This is a genomic window from Methylobacterium sp. C33D, from assembly GCF_053345825.1.
The window spans coordinates 65,752-84,070 of record NZ_JBKFAV010000025.1; the positions used below are offsets into that span (position 1 = coordinate 65,752).

19 protein-coding genes are annotated in these 18,319 nt (G+C 72.2%); 14 read left to right on the forward strand and 5 right to left on the reverse strand.

The features are described 5' to 3' along the window. Nucleotides 1–61 precede the first annotated feature (61 nt). The 4 genes from ACLBXO_RS20155 to ACLBXO_RS20170 all read right to left on the reverse strand — a co-directional run bounded on the left by ACLBXO_RS20155 (nucleotide 62) and on the right by ACLBXO_RS20170 (nucleotide 3,292). Nucleotides 62–877 (reverse strand): ABC transporter permease, encoded by an 816-nt coding sequence (locus ACLBXO_RS20155; RefSeq protein ID WP_447686461.1) that lies wholly within the window; start codon nucleotides 875–877, stop codon nucleotides 62–64. Further along, nucleotides 868–1,638 (reverse strand): ABC transporter ATP-binding protein, encoded by a 771-nt coding sequence (locus ACLBXO_RS20160; protein ID WP_331312242.1) that lies wholly within the window; start codon nucleotides 1,636–1,638, stop codon nucleotides 868–870. The genes ACLBXO_RS20155 and ACLBXO_RS20160 overlap by 10 nt, the downstream gene beginning before the upstream one ends. Beyond that, entirely contained in the window at nucleotides 1,635–2,399 is a 765-nt protein-coding gene (locus ACLBXO_RS20165) for a GntR family transcriptional regulator (RefSeq protein ID WP_447686462.1), read from the reverse strand. Before ACLBXO_RS20165 ends, ACLBXO_RS20160 begins: the two co-directional genes overlap by 4 nt. A 365-nt stretch (nucleotides 2,400–2,764) precedes the next feature. Continuing rightward, the gene (locus ACLBXO_RS20170; protein ID WP_331312244.1) at nucleotides 2,765–3,292 is read right to left on the reverse strand and encodes a MarR family winged helix-turn-helix transcriptional regulator; all 528 of its coding nucleotides are present in this window, start codon (nucleotides 3,290–3,292) and stop codon (nucleotides 2,765–2,767) included. A 121-nt stretch (nucleotides 3,293–3,413) separates the two neighbouring features. On the opposite strand from ACLBXO_RS20170, the gene ACLBXO_RS20175 reads away from it, so the two are divergent. From ACLBXO_RS20175 to ACLBXO_RS20230, 12 genes are all read left to right on the forward strand, one after another. Beyond that, a complete protein-coding gene (locus ACLBXO_RS20175; protein ID WP_447686463.1) occupies nucleotides 3,414–4,697 on the forward strand; it encodes an amidohydrolase/deacetylase family metallohydrolase in 1,284 nt (427 codons plus the stop codon). 10 nt (nucleotides 4,698–4,707) lie between these two features. Beyond that, a complete protein-coding gene (locus ACLBXO_RS20180) occupies nucleotides 4,708–5,577 on the forward strand; it encodes an alpha/beta hydrolase (RefSeq protein ID WP_447686464.1) in 870 nt (289 codons plus the stop codon). Next, nucleotides 5,574–7,928, forward strand: coding sequence for a xanthine dehydrogenase family protein molybdopterin-binding subunit (locus tag ACLBXO_RS20185; RefSeq protein WP_447686465.1), 2,355 nt, complete (start codon nucleotides 5,574–5,576; stop codon nucleotides 7,926–7,928). The genes ACLBXO_RS20180 and ACLBXO_RS20185 overlap by 4 nt, the downstream gene beginning before the upstream one ends. Further along, a complete protein-coding gene (locus tag ACLBXO_RS20190; protein WP_447686466.1) occupies nucleotides 7,925–8,797 on the forward strand; it encodes an FAD binding domain-containing protein in 873 nt (290 codons plus the stop codon). The genes ACLBXO_RS20185 and ACLBXO_RS20190 overlap by 4 nt, the downstream gene beginning before the upstream one ends. Then, on the forward strand, nucleotides 8,794–9,999 hold the full coding sequence (locus ACLBXO_RS20195; RefSeq protein WP_447686467.1) for a xanthine dehydrogenase family Fe-S subunit: 1,206 nt from the start codon (nucleotides 8,794–8,796) through the stop codon (nucleotides 9,997–9,999). The genes ACLBXO_RS20190 and ACLBXO_RS20195 overlap by 4 nt, the downstream gene beginning before the upstream one ends. 34 nt (nucleotides 10,000–10,033) lie before the next feature. Then, nucleotides 10,034–11,182 carry an ABC transporter substrate-binding protein gene (locus ACLBXO_RS20200; RefSeq protein WP_447686468.1) on the forward strand — a complete coding sequence of 383 codons (1,149 nt, stop codon included), beginning with the start codon at nucleotides 10,034–10,036 and terminating at the stop codon, nucleotides 11,180–11,182. Between the two features lie 324 nt (nucleotides 11,183–11,506). Continuing rightward, on the forward strand, nucleotides 11,507–12,379 hold the full coding sequence (locus tag ACLBXO_RS20205) for a branched-chain amino acid ABC transporter permease (RefSeq protein ID WP_331312250.1): 873 nt from the start codon (nucleotides 11,507–11,509) through the stop codon (nucleotides 12,377–12,379). After that, complete coding sequence (locus ACLBXO_RS20210; protein ID WP_447686469.1) at nucleotides 12,376–13,413, forward strand: branched-chain amino acid ABC transporter permease; 1,038 nt, start codon at nucleotides 12,376–12,378, stop codon at nucleotides 13,411–13,413. The genes ACLBXO_RS20205 and ACLBXO_RS20210 overlap by 4 nt, the downstream gene beginning before the upstream one ends. Continuing rightward, nucleotides 13,410–14,225: an ABC transporter ATP-binding protein gene (locus ACLBXO_RS20215; protein ID WP_447686470.1), complete on the forward strand. Its 816-nt coding sequence runs from the start codon at nucleotides 13,410–13,412 to the stop codon at nucleotides 14,223–14,225. The genes ACLBXO_RS20210 and ACLBXO_RS20215 overlap by 4 nt, the downstream gene beginning before the upstream one ends. Continuing rightward, the gene (locus ACLBXO_RS20220; protein WP_447686471.1) at nucleotides 14,218–14,922 is read left to right on the forward strand and encodes an ABC transporter ATP-binding protein; all 705 of its coding nucleotides are present in this window, start codon (nucleotides 14,218–14,220) and stop codon (nucleotides 14,920–14,922) included. Before ACLBXO_RS20215 ends, ACLBXO_RS20220 begins: the two co-directional genes overlap by 8 nt. Further along, nucleotides 14,915–15,328: a Rieske (2Fe-2S) protein gene (locus tag ACLBXO_RS20225; RefSeq protein WP_447686472.1), complete on the forward strand. Its 414-nt coding sequence runs from the start codon at nucleotides 14,915–14,917 to the stop codon at nucleotides 15,326–15,328. Before ACLBXO_RS20220 ends, ACLBXO_RS20225 begins: the two co-directional genes overlap by 8 nt. Nucleotides 15,329–15,461: 133 nt before the next feature. Continuing rightward, nucleotides 15,462–15,605, forward strand: a complete 144-nt coding sequence (locus ACLBXO_RS20230) for a hypothetical protein (protein ID WP_447686473.1) — start codon at nucleotides 15,462–15,464, stop codon at nucleotides 15,603–15,605. Between the two features lie 109 nt (nucleotides 15,606–15,714). Here the strand turns inward: ACLBXO_RS20230 and ACLBXO_RS20235 are convergent, their stop codons facing one another. Then, nucleotides 15,715–16,158 (reverse strand): PACE efflux transporter, encoded by a 444-nt coding sequence (locus tag ACLBXO_RS20235; RefSeq protein ID WP_447686474.1) that lies wholly within the window; start codon nucleotides 16,156–16,158, stop codon nucleotides 15,715–15,717. 90 nt (nucleotides 16,159–16,248) lie between these two features. On the opposite strand from ACLBXO_RS20235, the gene ACLBXO_RS20240 reads away from it, so the two are divergent. Further along, nucleotides 16,249–17,148 carry a LysR family transcriptional regulator gene (locus ACLBXO_RS20240; RefSeq protein ID WP_447686475.1) on the forward strand — a complete coding sequence of 300 codons (900 nt, stop codon included), beginning with the start codon at nucleotides 16,249–16,251 and terminating at the stop codon, nucleotides 17,146–17,148. A gap of 167 nt (nucleotides 17,149–17,315) precedes the next feature. Next, nucleotides 17,316–18,230 (forward strand): LysR family transcriptional regulator, encoded by a 915-nt coding sequence (locus ACLBXO_RS20245; protein WP_447686476.1) that lies wholly within the window; start codon nucleotides 17,316–17,318, stop codon nucleotides 18,228–18,230. Nucleotides 18,231–18,319 lie beyond the last annotated feature (89 nt).

Sequence of the window (18,319 nt, forward strand, 5' to 3'; positions counted from 1 at the left end):
GTTCTCCAGGACGGGGGATGGGAGGGCGTTCGGCGGGCATGGCCCCGCGCGGCGGCGGCCGTCACGGCTGCGCCGCCTTCTTCCAGGCGAACAGGCGCTGCTCGACCGGCTTCAGGACGAGCGTCTCGAGCCCGATCATCAGGGCGACGAGGGTGAGGGTCCAGGCGAAGACCTGGTCGGTCTGGACGAGGTCGGCCGCCTGCCGCAGGCGGTAGCCGATGCCGCTGCTCGCCCCGAGCGATTCCGCCACGAGGACGACCCGGGCCCCGAAGCCGATGGCGAGGCGCGCGCCCGCGAAGAAGGCGGGCAGGATCGTCGGCAGGTAGATCTTGGTCAGCACCTTGCGGCGCGGCATGCGGAAGGTGCGGGCGAGCTCGAGATGCTCGGCGCTGACCGTGCGCGTGCCCTGCCAGACGTTGGTCAGGATCAGCGGCATCGCGGTCATGAACACCACGAAGATCGTGGTCCAGTTCGAGAGGCCGAACCAGATCAGCGCGAAGATCGCCCAGATCGCCGACGAGACGGTGTTGGTCACCGTCAGCACCGGCTCGAAGAACCGGCCGAGGCGCGGGCTCGCGCCGAGCAGCAGGCCGAGCGGCAGCCCCACGAGGGCCGCGAAGGCGAGGCCGGCGCCGATCCGGCCCAGCGTGATGCCGAGATCGGCGGCGAAGCTCGGCGTGGCGACGAGGCCGAGCCACGTGTGCCAGACCCGCGCGGGGCTCGGCAGGACGAAGCTCGGCGCGTGCAGCGATCCGAGCTGCCACGCGGCCAGCGCGAGCGCGAGCAGGGCGAGCCGCTGCAGGAGCAGGCCGGCCCGGCGTCCGGCCCCGGACGTCCGCGTCCGCCGGATCAGGCGCGGCGGGGTCTTCACGAGCATCGCGCGCTCGCGGCGGAGAGGCTGATGCGCAGGCGCCGGACCTCCTCGGCGACCTCCGTCGCGAGTGGGTCGCGGGGGTACGGCAGATCGATCGCCCGGACCGCGCCGATCCGGCCCGGCCGCGGGTGCAGGACGACCACCTGGCTCGCCAGCACCACCGCCTCCTCGACGTCGTGCGTGACGAAGACCAGGGTCATCGCCCGCAGGCCGGCGATGCGCAGCAGTTCCGCGTGCATCTGTGCGCGGATCTCGGGATCGAGCTTCGAGAACGGCTCGTCGAGGAGCAGGATCTTGGGCTCGGTCACGAGGCTGCGCGCGAGCGCCACCCGGCTGCGCATGCCCCCCGACAATTCGTGCGGGTAGGCGTCGCGGAAGGCCTCCAGCCCGACGAGACGCAGGGTCTCGTCGACCCGCCGGGCCCGCTCCGCCCGGCCCATGCGCCCGGCCTCGAGGCCGAAGGCGACGTTCTGGGCAGCCGTGCGCCAGGGCAGCAGCCGGTCCTCCTGAAACATGTAGGTCATGGCCCGCCAGTCGCGGAAGGCGTGCGACGGGATGCCGTTGAGGAGGACGGCGCCCTGGTCGGGCTCCACCAGCCCGGCGATCATGTTGAGGAGGGTGCTCTTGCCGCAGCCCGACGCGCCCAGGATCGCGACGATCGCGCGCTGCGGGATCGCGATGTCGACGGTGTCGAGGACGTGGAGCGGCCCGCCCTCGCGCCGGTCGAACCACTTGCTGACGTGGTCGAGCTCGACGGCGTTCACGGCTCGCCCCCGTCGGCCCGGGCCGGCCGCACCGGCGCCACCACCGCGGTGTCGCGCAGGCTGGCGATGACCTTCTCCATCGTCATGGACCGGAAGGTCTCGACGTGGCGGCGCGCCACCAGGGCGGCGCTGTCGGCGTCGCCGGCCACCAGATGCTCGATCATCGCGGTGTGGTCGTTCTCGATGTTCGGCCGTACCCCCTGCACGCCGAAGCCGAGGGCGACGAGGCGGGTCATCTCGTCGAGGAGGCCCGACAGCGTCCGGTACAGGCGCCCGTTCCCCGAAGCCGCGGCGATCGCGAGGTGAAAGCCCCGGTTGGCCTCTAGGAAGAAGTCGATCTGGTTGCCCATCTCCACCGTGATCTTGCGGCGGCAGGCCTGCTCCAGGCGCTCCAGATGCGCCCGGTTCACCCGGCCGGCGGCGCCCCGCGCCGCGAGGGGCTCGAGCTCCATCCGGAGGGCGAAGACCTCGTCGACGTCCTTCACGGTCACCGGGCTGACCCGGTAGCCGTGCCGCGGCATCGAGCTGACGAAGCCTTCCTGGGCCAGGCGCTGGAGCGCGATCCGGCAGCTCGCCTTGCCGATCTCGAACCGCTCCATCACCTCGGCCTCGGTGAAGCGCGTGCCGGGCAGGAGTCGGCAGGCGACGATCTCGCGCCGCATCAGGTCGTAGGCCTGGTTGCCCTTGCGCGTGGCGTCGGGGACGGCGAGCACCGTCGCGGTCGGGCGATCGGGCCGGGACCTGTCATCGCGCGTCGTCATCGCACCTCGCTGTTCGGGCATTGAGGCTCCCACAGGACGCTGTGAGCAGCCCACCACACGCAGAACATGTGCCAATCCCCGCCGGCCCGGCCGCGCGGGGCGCGCATCGGAGGGCGGAACACCTGTCGCCTGCCGACATTCATCGTGCGGTGGGAAGCTCAGGAGCGGCGTGTGATCGGCTCAGCGCGCGCTGTGGGCATTCCATGCCGTATTTATGCGCAACGGCCCGGCGTTGTGTAAATGAAATACGCGTCCAATTCGCGCGAAGAGGTTGGAAGATTGGGCCTTTCGCGGCGCTCCGGCGTAGGACGATCTGTGTCTTCTTTCAGCAGGGGGTGCGTGCTCGCAGGCTTTCCGGCGATGCCCTAGACGATGTCGGGCTGGCCGCGCCGGTGCTCGTGCCCCGCGATGACGCGGCCCAGGAGTCGGGTCAGGGTGTCCCGCTCCGCCGCGGTGAGGGCCTCGACGGTCAGCGCGTGCGCGGCCCGCGCCGCCGGCTCCATCGCGCCGTGGAGCGCGGCCCCCGCCTCCGTCAGCCGGCAGACTTGAGCGCGGCGGTCGAGCGGCGAGGTCGTGCGGCTCACTAGGCCGCGGGCCGCGAGGCGCTTCAGGGCGCCGGTCGTCGTCGTCCGGTCGAGGGCGACCGCGCTCGCGAGCGTCGTCTGATCGGCCTCCTCCAGATCCCGCAGCAGCGAGAGCAGGCTGTACTGGAGCGGGGTGACGCGAAACGCGGCACAGCGTTCGGCGAAGAGGCTGACGTGGATCTGGTGCATGCGCCGAGCGAGGAAGCCGGGGCGCTCGGCCAGGGGCCAGTGCCGCGCGTCCGCCGCCGCGTCCGAAGCCCCCGCCTCTGCCGATCCCGTGGCGAATCCGGTGTCCGGGACCTCATCCATCGTCCGCCTCCGCAGAACGGTTCCAGCCTTGGCACGCGGTGTGCAAAGCCGGAATACGAAGCATGCTTCGCTTTTAGCAAGGGCGAGGCCGGCGCGCGCCGGCCGGGACCACGAGGTCGACATGGACAATCGCCGCTATGATCTGGTTCTGCGGGGCGGGCGGGTGATCTGCCCGGCCTCCGGCATCGACGGCATCCGCGACGTGGCGGTGCAGGATGGGCGCATCGCCGCCGTGGCGGAGACGATCCTGCCCTCGGCCGCCGCCGAGGTGGTCGACGTCGCGGGCAAGCTCGTCCTGCCCGGAATGATCGACACCCACGCCCACGTCTACCAGTACGTCACCGGCCGGTTCGGCCTGAACCCCGACATGGTCGGCGTGCGCTCGGGCGTGACCACGGTGGTGGACCAGGGCGGCCCGTCCTGCATGACCCTGCCGGGCTTCCGCCACTTCATTGCCGAGCGCTCGGAGACGCAGGTCCTCGCCTTCCTGTCGGCCTACCTCGTCGGCGGCCTGGAGGGGCATTTCTACCCGAACCTCTACAGCCCGGACGGCGTCGACATCGACGCCACGGTGAAGTCGGCCACCGAGAACCGCGACCTCGTGCGCGGCATCAAGGGCCACGCCGAGATCGGGGGCTTCGCCCGCTGGGGCATCAAGGTGATGGAGATGGCCGCCGAGATCAGCCGGCGCGCCGACCTGCCGCTCTACGTTCATTTCGGCCAGCTCTGGGGGCTGCCGGAATCGGGCGCCAACGGCGAGGATGCCGACACCATCGTCGAGCGGGTGATCCCGCTGCTGCGGCCGGGCGACGTCCTGGCCCACCCCTTCACCCGCCACCCGGGCGGCTTCATCAACGAGCAGGGCGAGGTCCACCACATCATCCGCCGGGCCATGGAGGCCGGGCTGAAGGTCGATGTCGGGCACGGCAGCCACTTCTCCTACCGCGTGGCCCGCGCGTCCCTGCCGGCCGGCGTGATCCCCTACACGCTCGGCGCCGACATGCACGGCTACAACACCGAGGTTCCCGAGGTGAAGAAGCCCGCCGGTACCCCGGACGAGCACCACGACGACGAGAACCACCCGTTCCTCGGGCAGGCCCGGTTCAGCCTCACCCAGGCGATGAGTTCGATGATGGCGCTCGGCATCCCGCTGGAGGACGTGGTGCCGATGGTGACGTCGCACCCGGCCGAGATGCTGCGCATGGGCGACCGGATCGGTGCCCTCAAGGTCGGCTACGCGGCCGACGTGTCGGTGCTGCACGACGATCGCGGCCGCTTCCTGCTGCGCGACAACGAGGACACGCGGGTGATCGCCGACCGCCTGCTGCGCCCGGCCTTCTGCCTCCGCGCGGGGAAGCGCTTCGAGGCGGACTCGCCGATCCTGCCCCAGGCGATCGCGGCCTGAGGTGGCGCCGGTGCCCGCCTTCGTCCTCGACGACCCGACCCCGCCGGACCCGCGCCGCCGCTGGGACAGCCTGGACTTTGCGGCCCGGGGCGCCTGCTACGACAACAACGCGGGCGTGCCTAACAGCGCCGCGCAGGTCGCGGCCCGCAACGCCGCCTCGGCGACGTACCGGGCGGCGCACCCGGCCGGGCTCGATATCCCGTATGCCGCGGGGGACCGGACGGCCTTCGACCTCTACCCGGCGTCGGACGCGCGGGCGCCCTGCCTCGTCTTCGTCCACGGCGGCTACTGGCAGCGCAACGCCCGGGCCGATTTCGCCTGCTTCGCGGAGGGGCCGAACGCCGCCGGCTGGGCTGTGGCGATGCCGGGCTACACCCTGGCGCCCGAGGCGAGCCTCACCGGCATCGTCGCCGAGATCGGGGCCGCTCTCGACTGGCTCGCCGCGCACGGCGCGGCGCGCGGGATCGGCGGACCGATCGTCCTCGCCGGCTGGTCCGCGGGGGCGCAGCTCGCCGCGCTCCATCTCGGGCATCCCGCCGTGTCCGCGGTCCTGGCGATCTCCGGCGTCTACGACCTCGCGCCGATCCGCGGGACCTACCTGAACGAGAAGCTCGGGCTGACCGACACGGAGATCGAGACCCTGTCGCCGCTGCGGCTGGCGGTGACGCCCAAGCCCATGACGGTCGCCTACGGCAGCCGCGAGCTGCCCGCCCTCGTCCGCGACGCGCGCAATCTCCACGCCCTGCGCAGCGCCGCCCACGCGCCGGGCGCCCTGCTGCCGGTGCCGGGCGCCGACCACTTCTCGATCCTCGACGGGTTCCGCCGGCCCGACGGCATCCTGGTCCGCGCCGCGCAGGATGCTCTCGGAGGCGCCCGATGAGCCGCGAGGGCGTCGGGGCCGCCCTGCCCCGCAAGGAGGACGACCGCCTGATGCGCGGGCGCGGCCAGTATGTCGGCGATCTCCGCCTGCCCGGCATGCAGGACGTCGCCTTCGTGCGCAGCCCCCTCGCCCATGCCCGGATCCGCGCCATCCACGTCCCGGACGCCTACCGCGACCGCGTCTTCACCGCCGCCGACCTCGACGGCGTGCTGCCGATCCGGGCGGTCTCGGGTCTGCCCGGCTTCAAGGTCTCCGAGCAGCCGGTGCTCGCCGCCGGCAAGGTCCGGCAGGTGGGCGAACTGGTTGCGATCTGCCTCGCCCCGACACGCGCCGAGGCCGAGGACGTCGCCGCCGCCGTCGTCCTCGACCTGGAGGAGCTGCCGGCCGTCCACGACATGCTGGCCGCGCGCGCGCCGGGCTCCGCCCTCGTCCACGAGCACTGGGGCGACAACGTCTTCCTGGAGACCCTGGTCGATGTCGGCATCGAGGACGCCCTCGACGCGCCGATCAAGGTGAGCCGCACCATCTCGACGGGGCGCCAGTGCATGGCGCCGATCGAGGGCCGCGGCACCGTGGTGCAGCTCGATCACCGCCTCGACCAGCTCGTCGTCCACACCGCGAGCCAGATGCCGCACATCGTGCGCAACGGCCTCTCCGAATGCCTCGGGATCGAGCAGGGCCGCATCCGCATCGTCTCGCCGGATGTCGGCGGCGGGTTCGGCTACAAGGCGATCCTGCTCGCCGAGGACGTGGCGCTCGCGTGGCTCGCGCTCCGCTGCGGCCACCCGGTCCGCTGGCTTGAGGACCGGCGCGAGCACCTGACCGCCAACGCCAATTGCCGCGAGCACCATTACCGCATCACCGCCTACGCGGAGCGGGACGGGACCCTGCGCGGCATCGACTGCGAGGCCACCGTCGATTCCGGCGCCTACTCGGCCTACCCGTTCTCGGCCTGCCTGGAGGCCGCGCAGGTCGCCAGCATCCTGCCCGGCCCCTACGATTTCCCGGCCTATCGCTGCCGGACATGGTCGGTGGCGACCAACAAATGCCCGATCCTGCCCTACCGGGGCGTCGCGCGCACCGGCGTCTGCTTCGCCCTGGAACTCGTGCTCGACGCGGTCGCCCGCGCGGCCGGGATCCCGCCCGAGGCGGTGCGCGAGAAGAACCTCGTGCGGCCCGAGCAGATGCCGTTCGAGAACATCACCAAGAAGCACTTCGATAGCGGCGACTACCCGGAGGCGCTGGCCCGGGCGCTGAAGGCCGTCGACGTGGAGGCGATCCGCGCCCGCCAGCGTCAGGGCGAGCCGGACGGCCGCCGGATCGGCCTCGGCCTCGCGATCTACTGCGAGCAGGCCGCGCACGGCACCTCGGTCTATTCCGGCTGGGGCATCCCGATGGTGCCGGGCCACGAGCAGGCGAGCGCCCGCCTCACCCCGGACGGCGGCCTGGAGCTGCGGATCGGCGCCCATTCCCACGGCCAGGGCCTGGAGACGACGCTGGCCCAGGTCGCCCACGAGATCCTGGGCGTGCCGGTGGCGCGCACCCGTCTCGTCCACGGCGACACCGCGATGACCCCCTACTCCACGGGCTCCTGGGGCTCCCGCGTCATGGTGATGGCGGGCGGCGCCGTGGCGGCGGCCTGCGAGGCGTTGCGCGACCGCGCCGTGCGGATCGGCGCCCACCTGCTCCAGGCGCGGCCCGAGGAATGCCGGTTCGAGGGCGGCCACGTCGTCGGCCCCACCGGCGACGTCCCGCTCGAAGCGATCGCCCGCACGTGGTACCGGCGGCCGCAGGACCTCGCGCCCGACACCAATCCCGGCGGCCTCGAAGTCACCGCCGGCTACAAGCCGGTGCGCGATTCCGGCACGTTCTCGTACGCGGCGCACGCGGCCGTGGTGGCGGTCGATCCCGATCTCGGGGCGGTCGAGATCCTCGACTACGTCATCGTCGAGGACGGCGGGACGCTGGTGAACCCTCTGGTGGTCGACGGCCAGATCTACGGCGGCCTCGCGCAGGGGATCGGCACGGCCCTGTTCGAGGAGATGCGCTTCGACGGCCGCGGCCAGCCGCTGGCCTCGACGTTGGCCGACTACCTCCTGCCGGGCGCCCCTGACGTGCCGATGGCGCGCATCGACCACATGGAGACGCCCTCGCCCTACACGCGCTTCGGCCAGAAGGGGATCGGCGAGGGCGGCGCCATCGCGCCCCCGGCGGCGCTCGCCAACGCGGTCAACGATGCGCTGGCGCCGCTCGGTGTCGAGCTGCTGCACGCGCCCGTCACCCCCCGGCGGATCGTGGAGGCGGTGCTCGCCGCCAAGACCCCCGCCGTGACCGCGCGGGAGGCCGCATGAAGCCCGCCGCCTTCGCCTGGGAGCGCCCCGACAGCCTGACCGCGCTGCTGGTGCGCCTCGCCGAGGCCCCCGCGGGCGCGAAGCTGATCGCGGGGGGGCAATCCCTCGGACCGATGCTGAACCTGCGCCTCGTCGAGCCCGCCCTCGTCATCGACATCACCGGCGTGCCCGAGCTCCGGACCGCGCGGGTCGAGGGCGACACGCTCGTCCTCGGGGCCTGCGTGACCCATGCCGACATCGAGGACGGGCGCGTCCCGGACCTCACCGGCGGCGCGCTGCGGCGGGTCGCGGCCGCGATCGCCTACCGGCCCGTGCGCAACCGCGGCACGGTCGGCGGCAGCCTCGTCCACGCCGATCCGGCCGCCGACTGGGTGAGCGCCCTGACGGCCCTCGGCGCCGAGGTCGAGATCGCGGGGCCGAACGGGCGCCGCACCCTACCGGTGGAGCGCTTCGTGACCGGCGCCCTCGCGGTCGCCCTCGGTGCGGACGAGATCCTGGTCGCGGTGCGCGTCCCTGCGCTGCCGGCGGGCGCGGCCTGGGGCTACGTCAAGCACTGCGCGAAGATCGGCGAGTTCGCCCACGCCATCGGGGCGGTGCGCCTCGAGCCCGGCGCCGGCCGCGGCCGGGCCGTGATCGGCGCGGTCGAGGGGCCGCCCGTGGTCCTGGCCGATGCCCGCTCGCTCTTCGGCGGCCGCATCGGCCCCGATTTCGCCGCGCGCTTCGACGCCGGGGCCGCCGACCTCGCGCTGCGGGAGGCCGGCATGACCGACGCGGTCGAGCGGCACATCCACGTCACCGTCCTGGGCCGCGCGGTGGCCGCGGCGGCCGCGCCCGATCCCCGAGCCAACACCCTTCCGGAGGCCGCATGAGCGCCGCGCTGGCCGAACCCGGGCCATCCCGCATGGCCCTGGCCCTGGCGCTGACGGTGAACGGCCGCGCCGTGCGGGTCACGGCCGAGCCGCGCAGCCATCTCGGCGACGTGCTGCGCGACGGGCTCGACCTCACCGGCACGCATCTGGGCTGCGAGCACGGCGTCTGCGGCGCCTGCACCGTGCTCCTCGACGGCGAGCCGGCCCGCGCCTGCCTGACCTTCGCGGGCGCCTGCGCGGGCGGCGCCGTCACCACGATCGAGGGGCTCGATACGGACGAGATCACCGGCGCGCTCCGGGCCGCCTTCAACCGCGAGCACGCGCTCCAGTGCGGCTACTGCACGCCCGGGATGCTGGTGGCTGCCCGAGACCTCGTCCTGCGGCTGCCGGAGGCCGACGAGCGGCGGATCCGCGTCGGCCTGTCGGGCAATCTCTGCCGCTGCACCGGCTATGCCGGCATCGTCCGGGCCGTGATGGCGGTGATCGCGGATCGGCGCGGGCGGGGCATCCCCCCGGAGACCGGCGCGGCGCGCGCCCTCGGCCCGGTCGGCGCCCGGATCGGCGCGGCGCCGGTCGCGCCCCTGCACCCGCCGGCGGATCCTGTCGTCCGGGCGGCGCCCGCCGCGGTGGCGGAGCTGTCCGACGCGTTCGCGCCGGCCCACGGCTTCACGCAGGTCCTCGACTTCACCCACCCGCCGGAGGCCGTCTTCGCCCTGCTGGGCGACATCGCGGCGGTCGCCGCCTGCCTGCCGGGCGCGGTGCTGACGGCAAGGCCCGCCCCCGACACGGTCGAGGGCGGCCTGCAGGTGCGGATCGGACCGATCGCCGCGACGTTCCGCGGCCGCGCCCGCATCGGGCGGGACGAGGCCGCGCGGACCGGCGCGGTCCACGGCGCCGGCACCGACGCGGGCGGCCGCTCGGCGACCGAGGGCCGGATCCGCTACCGGGTCGAGGCCGGGCCGATGCCCGGCACCGCCCGGGTCGAACTCGACGTCGGCTACACCCTGACCGGGCCGCTCGCGCAGTTCGGCCGCCCCGGCCTCGTGCGCGACCTCGCCGGCCGCATCGCGGCGGAGTTCGCCCGCAACCTCGAGGCCCGGCTCTCCGGCGTCGCGGCGCCGGCGCCCGCCGGTCTCAACCCGCTCCGCCTGCTCCTCGGCCTCGCCCGCGCGCGCCTCGCGGCGTGGTTCGGCCGCGCCTGATCCCCTTCCGCCTCAATCCACCGGAGACACGCGAATGCCCAGCAGGTTCACCCTCACGACCGCGATCCTCCTGGCGCTGACGGCGACGGGCGCCCGGGCGGAGGCGATCCGCATCGGCGTCAACGAGCCCCTGACCGGGCCGTTCGCGGCCTCGGGTACCTACGTGGTCAACGGCGCCAAGATCGCGGCCGACGAGATCAACGCCAAGGGCGGCGTCCTCGGAAAGAAAATCGAACTCGTGATCGAGGACAACAAGAGCAACCCGACCGAGGCCGCCGCGGTCGCCGAGAAGCTGATCACCAGCGACAAGACCCCGGTGATGATGGGCGCCTGGGGCTCCAGCCTGACCCTCGCCGTGATGCCCAAGCTCGCGGATTACGAGACGCCGATGCTGGTCGAGACCTCCTCGTCCGGCAAGATCACGACCTCCGGCAACCCCTACGTGTTCCGGATCTCGCCGCCCTCGTCGCTCGAGGCCGCGACCTTCGCGCCGATGGTCGATCGCCTCGGCATGAAAAAGGTCGACTTCCTCGTCCTCAACAACGATTTCGGCCGCGGCGCCGCGACCGATTTCGGCAAGATGCTGAAGGACAAGGGCGTCACGGTCGGCCTCGTCGAGACCATGGACCAGGGCGCGCAGGACATGAGCGCCCAGCTCGCCAAGCTGAAGGCGTCTGATTCCGACACGATCATGATCACGAGCTCGGTCGATCAGCTCGTGCTGCTGTTCAAGCAGATGGCGGCGCTCGGCCTGAAGAAGCGAGTCATCACCACCGGCGGATCCCAGAATCCGGACCAGATCATCGCGCAGGCCGGCGCGGCCGCCGACGGCACGATGCACCTCACGACCTTCCTGCCCTGGTCGCCCGACAAGACGCCGGACCCGAAGGCCACCGAGGCCTTCATCGCCGCGTGGAAGAAGCGCGGCTTCGATTTCGCCGGCGTCACCGAGAGCTTCCGCGGCTACGACGGCATCCGCGCGATTGCCCACGCCATCGAGAAGGCGGGGTCGGTCGATCCGGCCGCGATCACCAAGGCGTTCTGGTCGGTCGACTTCGTCGGTCTCAACGGGCCGATCCGCTTCGCCAAGGCCGGCCCCGCCGGGAAGGAGAGCGGCCAGAGCAAGCCCGACGTCTACCTCATCGAGATCAAGGACGGGAAAGTGATCGTGCCGACGCTGTAGGGCTGCCGCCGCGCGCCCTCCCTCATCCCCCATCTCTGCCGAACGCCAAGGGATTAAAAGGCAGACGCTTTTCCCCTCCCCCCTGCGGGGAGGGGCCAGGGGTGGGGGTGGTGCAGAAGGCACCGCACCGCCCAAGCCTGCACCACCCCCACCTCCAACTCCTCCCCACAAGGGGGAGGAGAGCGCGTCGCGACCAGAAATGCGCGAACGTCGTAGCTGCCGGACAGGGAGACGCGCGATGCCTGGTCCCGAATTGGCAATCCCCGTGTCCCCGCAGGGCATGAGGCGCCGGTCATCCGGCACGCGACCTGCCAGGAGAAGCTCATGACCGAACTGATCCAGCACCTCGTCAACGCGCTCATCCTCGGCGGCACCTACGCGCTGCTGGGGATCGGCCTGACGCTGATCTTCGGGATCATGAACGTCGTGAACTTCACCCACGGCGCGCTCTACACGGTCGGCGCCTACGTGATGTACTTGGCTGTCGCCGCCCTCGGCCTGAACTTCTTCCTGGCGCTGCCGGTGGCGATCCTCGGGGGGCTCCTGCTCGGGGCCGCGATCGAGCTCGTGCTGCTGCGCCCGTTCCGGGGCTCGGACATCGACACCACCATGCTGGTGATGATCGGCGCCGGCATCATCCTGCAATCGGGCACGCTCTGGACCTTCGGCGGCGTCGCCAAGGCGATCCCCTCGCCCTTCCCCGAGGCGCCGCTCCAGGTCGGCCCGGTCTCGGTGTCGTGGCTGCGGCTGTTCGTGCTCGGGGCGGCGCTCGCGCTGATCGCGCTCACCTACGCGCTGATCAACCGGACCAAGCTCGGGCTCGCCATGCGCGCCGCCTTCCAGGATTCCGACACGGCGGCGCTGATGGGCGTCGATGTCCGCCGGATCTACACCGCCACCTTCGCCCTCGGCTCGTCGCTCGCCGCGGCCGCCGGCGCCCTGCTCGGGCCCGTCTACGTGGTGTTCCCGCAGATGGGCGGCCTCGCCGAGCTGAAGGCCTTCGCCATCGTCATCCTGGGCGGGCTCGGCAACGTCACCGGCGCGGCGATCGGCGGCTTCATCCTGGCGCTCGCCGAGGAGCTGGGCGCCGGCTACGTCTCCTCCGGCTACCGGGACGCGATGGGCTTCCTGATCATCATCGCGGTCCTGCTCTGCAGGCCCACCGGACTGTTCGCCAAGGCGGAGCGCATCGGATGATCCGGCTCCTCCCCCTCGCCCTGCTCGCCGGCCTCGTGGTCCTGCCCCTTGGGCTCGGCGCCAACCCCTACCTCCTCAACGCGCTGATCGTGACGGGCATCCTGACGATCGGCGCCATGAGCCTGAACCTGCTCCTCGGCTTCACCGGGCAGCTCAGTCTCGGCCACATCGCGTTCTTCGGGATCGGCGCCTATGTCAGCGCGCTGACCAGCCTCGGCTTCGACGTGGATCTCGGCTTCGGAATCCGCGCGGTCCACGAGCCCTGGCCGGCGGTGGCCGGCCTCCTGCTGGCGACGGTGGCGGCGGGCGGCTGCGGGTACCTGATCGGGCGGCTCTCCTTCCGGGTGCGGGGCGCCTACTTCGTGATCGTGACGATCTCGTTCGCCGAGGTCGTGCGGCTCGTGGCGCTCAACTGGGTGGAGCTGACGCAGGGGCCGCTGGCGCTGACCAACATCCCGGCCATCACCCTCGGCCTGCCCGGCCTCGGGATGTGGACCCTCAAGACCAAGCTCCAGAACTACTACCTCGTGCTGGCCGTGGGCACGCTCTGCTACGCCGTGATCGCCCGCCTAGTCGGCGGGCGCTTCGGCCGGGCGATGCGGGGCCTCAAGGAGAACGAGCCGCTGGCGCTCTCGGTCGGCATCAACGCCACCCGCACGCTGACGGTGGCGGCGGTGATCTCGGCCGCGATGGCCGGCGCGGCCGGCAGCCTCTACGCCCATTACCTGCGGATCATCGATCCCGACGTGTTCCTGTTCGCCACCACGGTCAGCATGGTCATCATGGTGGTGGCGGGCGGCAAGGGCACCCTGATGGGCCCGGTCGTCGGCGGCCTGATCTTCGGCCTGCTGCCGGTGGCGCTCCGTCCGGTCATGGCGCCGGAGGCGCAGTGGATCGTCTACGGCCTCGTGCTGATCGTGATCCTGTTCGTGATGCCGCGGGGCATCGTGCCGGGTCTGGCGGCGCTGCTCGGCCGCCGGCGGCCGGCCCCGGCCGCGCCCGTCCTCGAGGTCAATCCGGCGGTGCAGCGATGAGCGCGATCCTCTCGGTCGAGCATGTCGGCGTGCGCTTCGGCGGTCTCGTCGCCATCGCCGACCTGCATTTCGACGTCCATGCGGGCGAGATCGTCAGCCTGATCGGCCCGAACGGGGCCGGCAAGACGACGGCCTTCAACGTGATGACCGGCTTCCTCAAGCCCAGCCAGGGCGATGTCCGATTCCGCGGCACGTCCCTGAAGGGCCTGCCGCCGCACGCGATCGCGCGGCTCGGCCTCGCCCGCACGTTCCAGCGCACCAGCGTCTTCCCGGACGACACGGTGTTCGACAACGTGATGATCGGCCTGCACCAGATGGGCGCCGCGGCGGGCCGCGCGCCCGTTCTCGACGCGCTCCTCGGCCGCGCGGGGGCCGGCGAGCGGCAGCTGCGCACCCGCGCCGCGGCGCTCCTCGACTGGGTCGGGCTCGCCGGCCGGGCACACGAGAAGGCCGGTGCCCTCGCCTACGGGGAGCAGCGCCTCGTCGGGGTGGCGCTGGCGCTCGCCACCGAGCCCGCCATGCTGCTCCTCGACGAGCCGGTCTCGGGGATGAACGCCTCCGAGACGCGGGTCTTCGTGCGGCTGGTCCGGCAGATCCGCGAGCGCGGCGTCACCATCCTGCTGGTCGAGCACGACATGCCGATGGTTATGGAGGTCTCCGACCGCATCGTCGTCCTCAACTACGGGCGCCTGATCGCCGAGGGGCCGCCGGACCGGATCCGCACCGACCCGGCGGTGATCGAGGCCTATCTCGGCCAGGGCAGCGCCGCCCGGCAGGCCGCCGCCGCCGCGCAGGAGGCGGTCCATGCTTGAGATCCGCGACCTCGTCTGCGGCTACGGCCACGTCACGGCGCTGAAGGGGCTGACGATCGACGTGCGCGAGGGCCAGCTCGTGGCCCTCGTCGGTGCGAACGGGGCCGGCAAGTCCACGACGCTCCGGGCGATCTCGGGCCTCGTCCCGCCGCGCTCCGGCGCGATCCGGTTCGACGGCCGGGACATCGCGGGGGCCGAGCCCCGCCGGATCCTGGCGGCGGGCATCGCCCACTGCCCGGAGGGCCGGCGAGTCTTCCCGCAGATGACGGTCGCCGAGAACCTCGCCATGGGCGCCTATCTGCGCCGCGACCGGGCGGCGGTCGCGGCGGACCTGAAGCGCATCTACGGGGAGTTCCCGCGCCTCGCGGAGCGCCGCGACCAAGCGGCCGGCACGCTGTCGGGCGGCGAGCAGCAGATGCTGGCGATCGGCCGCGCGCTGATGGGGCGCCCGAAGCTCGTGCTGTTCGACGAGCCCTCCCTGGGGCTCGCCCCCAACATTGTCGAGCGGATGTTCGCGGTGATCGGGGCGATCCGCGACGCCGGCACGACCGTGCTGCTCGTCGAGCAGAACGCCTTCGCGGCCCTCGAACTCTGCGACTACGCCTACCTGCTCGAGACCGGCCGGATCGTTCTCGAGGGGCGCGGGCAGGACCTCATCGCCGATCCCCACGTCCGGGACGCCTATCTCGGTGGCTGAGCGGGATCCGGCGGGCCGGATCCGCCTCGGCCCCATCGACCTTCTCGGCGACCGGGATCTGCTCCCGGTCGCCGCGGGCGGCCACCGGCTGCTCCTCGTCCGGGCCGGGGCCCGGATCGTCGCCGCCGAGCGCGCCTGCCCGCACGAAGGGGCCGACCTCGCCCTCGGCCGCTGCGTCGCGGGCCGGCTGCTCTGCCCCCGGCACCAGGCCTCGTTCGACCTCCGAGACGGGGCCGTCTCGCCGGGCTGGTCGTTCCGCGCCCTGCGCCTGTTCGCGATCGAGGCCGCCCCGGACGGGCTCTGGCTCGGCACCGGATCAGACCTTCACGGACCGGGCGCCGCGCGGCCGGGGCCGCGCCCGCCGGGCGGCCACGAAAGTTCGGCCGGACGCAAGGCCGGACGCTAGAGCGACCGAGATCGGCCGATCGAATTCCTCGGACAGGAGCTTAGCTGACCTGGACGGCTCCGTGGACCAGTCCAGATGGACTGGTCTATGCCCGGTGACGGCGCCTGTGCGGTTACTCCGGACAGGATCCGGCGTGGCGCAGGAAGCGATCCTCATCACCGGCGACACGGCGCCCGTCCGCTTGCGGGAGGCCTTGGACGGCGGGGTCCCTCTGATCCGCGAACCGGTCCGGCCCGACCTGCTCCAGAAGGCGCTCACCGCGCTGATGCCGCGGTAGCAGCGCGCCGCCGGTCCCGCACGCGCGGAGTCTCAACACGGCCCGAAGACGGCCGATCTCGCCCGCGCGGAGGATCGATCGCTTCCCCACGCGGCTCCGTCAGCCCCCGTCAGCGGGACGGCTCGACGGCCGCGTCAGCCCAGCCCGGCAGCGGGAAGGTTCGATCGTAGGCCAGGTTGAACACGAAGGCGTAGGCCACGTAGAACGCCGCGATCGCGAGATCCATGAAGAAGGCCTCGACCAGGCCGATGCCGAGGTACCACGCGATCGGCGGCAGCAGGATCATGAGCAGTCCCGCCTCGAACAGCACGGCGTGGGCGACCCGCAGGACGAGGGTCTTGCGGGTGTGGCCGGCGAGCTGCTGCATCGCCCGATCGAAGCCGAGATTGTAGGCGTAGTTCCAGCTCGTCGCGACGAGGGCGCTGCCGATGCCGATCACGCCCATGTCGGCGGTGTGCAGGCCGAAGGCCGCGGTCCCGAGGGGGACGATGAGGAGCAGGCCGATCACCTCGAACAGGACGGCGTGGCGGATACGGTCGCGGGTGGTGCGCATGGTCTCGCTCTCGAGAGGCGGATTGATCGGCCGCTCTCTCATCTGCGACAAGGCGATCCGCAAGTTAGGAACTATCTGAGAATCCGATAGATGGCGGTGTCGCTCGACCAGCTCCAGGCGTTCGTGGCCGCGGCGGAGGCCGGATCCTTCTCGGGCGCGGCGCGGGTGCTCCGGAAGGCGCAGTCGGCCGTCAGCACGCAGGTGGCCAACCTCGAGGCGGATCTGGGGCTGGCGCTGTTCAGCCGCGCGGGCCGGAACCCGGTGCTGACCCCGGCGGGGGAGCGGCTGCTGCTGGAGGCCCGCGTGGTGCTCGACCGGCGGGAGCACCTGATCGGCGTCGCGAGCAGCCTGGAGCAGGGGGTCGAGAACCGGCTGGTGGTCGCCATCGACGAGCTCTACCCCGAGCACGCCCTCGGCGCCCTCTTCGCGAGCTTCGCCCGGCGCTTCCCTTTCGTGGAACTGGAGCTGCTCTTCCCGCTGATGGAGGATGTCAGCCGCATGGTTCAGTCGGGCGCCGCCGACCTGGGCGTCATGTGGCGGCAGGAGGAGCTTCCCACGGAACTCGGGTTCCAGACCATCGGCTGGGTGCCGCTCAAGCTCGTCTGCGGTCGCGATCACCCGCTCGCGAAGGCGCGGGTGGAGTGGGAGGAACTGAAGCGCCACCGCCAGATCCTCGTGGCCGCCCGCGGCGACGGGGCGGAGAAGCGCCGCCTGCGGGTCGCCGCCGAGGTGTGGTGGGTGGAGAGCCACTGGGTCATCCTGGAGATGGTGAAGCACGGGATCGGCTGGGCCTTCGTCACCGACCACGTCATCGCCGCGTCCCTCACGGCGCCGTACCTCGTGACGCCGGACCTCCAGTTCGATCAGGGCGACTGGCCGATCGCCCTCGAACTGGTCTGGCACAAGCAGCGCCCCTGCGGCCCCGCCGCGGCCTGGCTCCGCGAGCGCTTCGCCGCGGAGCGCGTCGGACTCCACCCCGGCGAGACTTGACCGCGCTGACGGCCGTGCCGGCCCGCGGCGGGCCCGCGCGCGACGGTCATGGATGCCGGCCGGCCCTATCACGGGGCCAGCGGGCACGGAACGCGCTGGTCGAACCGCGTGCCGGCGAGCGTCTAGACGCAAAATGGCTTCCGTGCTCCAATTCATTCGAAATTCCTATGGTTTCGCCGATGGAGCTCCGGCATCTTCGCTACTTCGCTGCCGTGGCGGAGCATCTCAGCTTCACCGCCGCCGCCCAGAGCCTGGGCGTGTCGCAACCGCCGTTGAGCCAGCAGATCCGCGATCTCGAGGTGGAGATCGGCGTCAACCTGTTCGAGCGCTCGAGCCGACGCGTCGTCCTGACCGCCGCCGGCGAGGACTTCCTCGGGAACGCGCGGGCGGTCCTCGCGCAGGTGGCCGACGCCGTCGACCGGGCGCGGACGATCGGCACCGGAACGGCCGGCATCCTCAACATCGGCATGACGAGTTCCGTCCTCGCGGGACCGGCGGGATGCCTGATCCGGGCCTTCGAGCAGCGCTTCCGGGCGGTGGACGTGCGCATCCACGAGATGGCGCCGGCCGACCAGATCGTGGCCCTCAAGGCGAACCGGACGGATCTGAGTTTCCTGCGCAGTCCCCCCGAGGACCCGGACCTTGTCGCCCAGATGGCGTGGCCGGAACGGCTCTGCGTGGCCGTGCCGCGCGAGCACGCCCTCGCCGACAATCGGAGCGTCCCGGTCGACATCCTCCGCAGCGAGCCGCTGATCTCGCTCGGCCTCGACAGCTCGCGCTTCGCCGCGGAGATCTACCAAGGCTGCATTCAGAAGGGGTTCACCCCGCGGATCTCGCAGCAGGTCCGCGAGGCTTCGTCGCTGATCAACCTGGTCGCGGCGGGCTTCGGCCTCGCCATCATCCCGGAATTCGTCGGCCGACCGAGGCATCCGGACGTCGTCGTCCTGCCGATCGAGCCGCCCTTCCTGTCGGCCGACGTCTACGCGCTGCATCACAAGCGGCGAAATCCGGTCATCGACAATTTCCTCGGGCTGATCCGCGAGGCGGCCCCGGGCCTGATCGCGCGCTTCCAGACGCGGTGACGCCCTTCGCCTCCGCCCCCTCGCGGGTGTCGAACGATCCGCCTGCGAACGCGCGGGCTGATCGGTAGCCGTGACCCCTGCCCGGCAAC

Excerpts from the sequence above, each read along its gene's own strand:
- ACLBXO_RS20245 (WP_447686476.1), top strand. The coding sequence starts at position 17,316 with ATGGTTTCGCCGATGGAGCTCCGGCATCTTCGCTACTTCGCTGCCGTG.
- ACLBXO_RS20220 (WP_447686471.1), top strand. The coding sequence starts at position 14,218 with ATGCTTGAGATCCGCGACCTCGTCTGCGGCTACGGCCACGTCACGGCG.
- ACLBXO_RS20195 (WP_447686467.1), top strand. The coding sequence starts at position 8,794 with ATGAGCGCCGCGCTGGCCGAACCCGGGCCATCCCGCATGGCCCTGGCC.
- ACLBXO_RS20165 (WP_447686462.1), bottom strand. The coding sequence starts at position 2,399 with ATGACGACGCGCGATGACAGGTCCCGGCCCGATCGCCCGACCGCGACG.
- ACLBXO_RS20235 (WP_447686474.1), bottom strand. The coding sequence starts at position 16,158 with ATGCGCACCACCCGCGACCGTATCCGCCACGCCGTCCTGTTCGAGGTG.
- ACLBXO_RS20175 (WP_447686463.1), top strand. The coding sequence starts at position 3,414 with ATGGACAATCGCCGCTATGATCTGGTTCTGCGGGGCGGGCGGGTGATC.
- ACLBXO_RS20215 (WP_447686470.1), top strand. The coding sequence starts at position 13,410 with ATGAGCGCGATCCTCTCGGTCGAGCATGTCGGCGTGCGCTTCGGCGGT.
- ACLBXO_RS20205 (WP_331312250.1), top strand. The coding sequence starts at position 11,507 with ATGACCGAACTGATCCAGCACCTCGTCAACGCGCTCATCCTCGGCGGC.
- ACLBXO_RS20210 (WP_447686469.1), top strand. The coding sequence starts at position 12,376 with ATGATCCGGCTCCTCCCCCTCGCCCTGCTCGCCGGCCTCGTGGTCCTG.
- ACLBXO_RS20200 (WP_447686468.1), top strand. The coding sequence starts at position 10,034 with ATGCCCAGCAGGTTCACCCTCACGACCGCGATCCTCCTGGCGCTGACG.
- ACLBXO_RS20185 (WP_447686465.1), top strand. The coding sequence starts at position 5,574 with ATGAGCCGCGAGGGCGTCGGGGCCGCCCTGCCCCGCAAGGAGGACGAC.
- ACLBXO_RS20170 (WP_331312244.1), bottom strand. The coding sequence starts at position 3,292 with ATGGATGAGGTCCCGGACACCGGATTCGCCACGGGATCGGCAGAGGCG.
- ACLBXO_RS20190 (WP_447686466.1), top strand. The coding sequence starts at position 7,925 with ATGAAGCCCGCCGCCTTCGCCTGGGAGCGCCCCGACAGCCTGACCGCG.
- ACLBXO_RS20155 (WP_447686461.1), bottom strand. The coding sequence starts at position 877 with ATGCTCGTGAAGACCCCGCCGCGCCTGATCCGGCGGACGCGGACGTCC.
- ACLBXO_RS20240 (WP_447686475.1), top strand. The coding sequence starts at position 16,249 with ATGGCGGTGTCGCTCGACCAGCTCCAGGCGTTCGTGGCCGCGGCGGAG.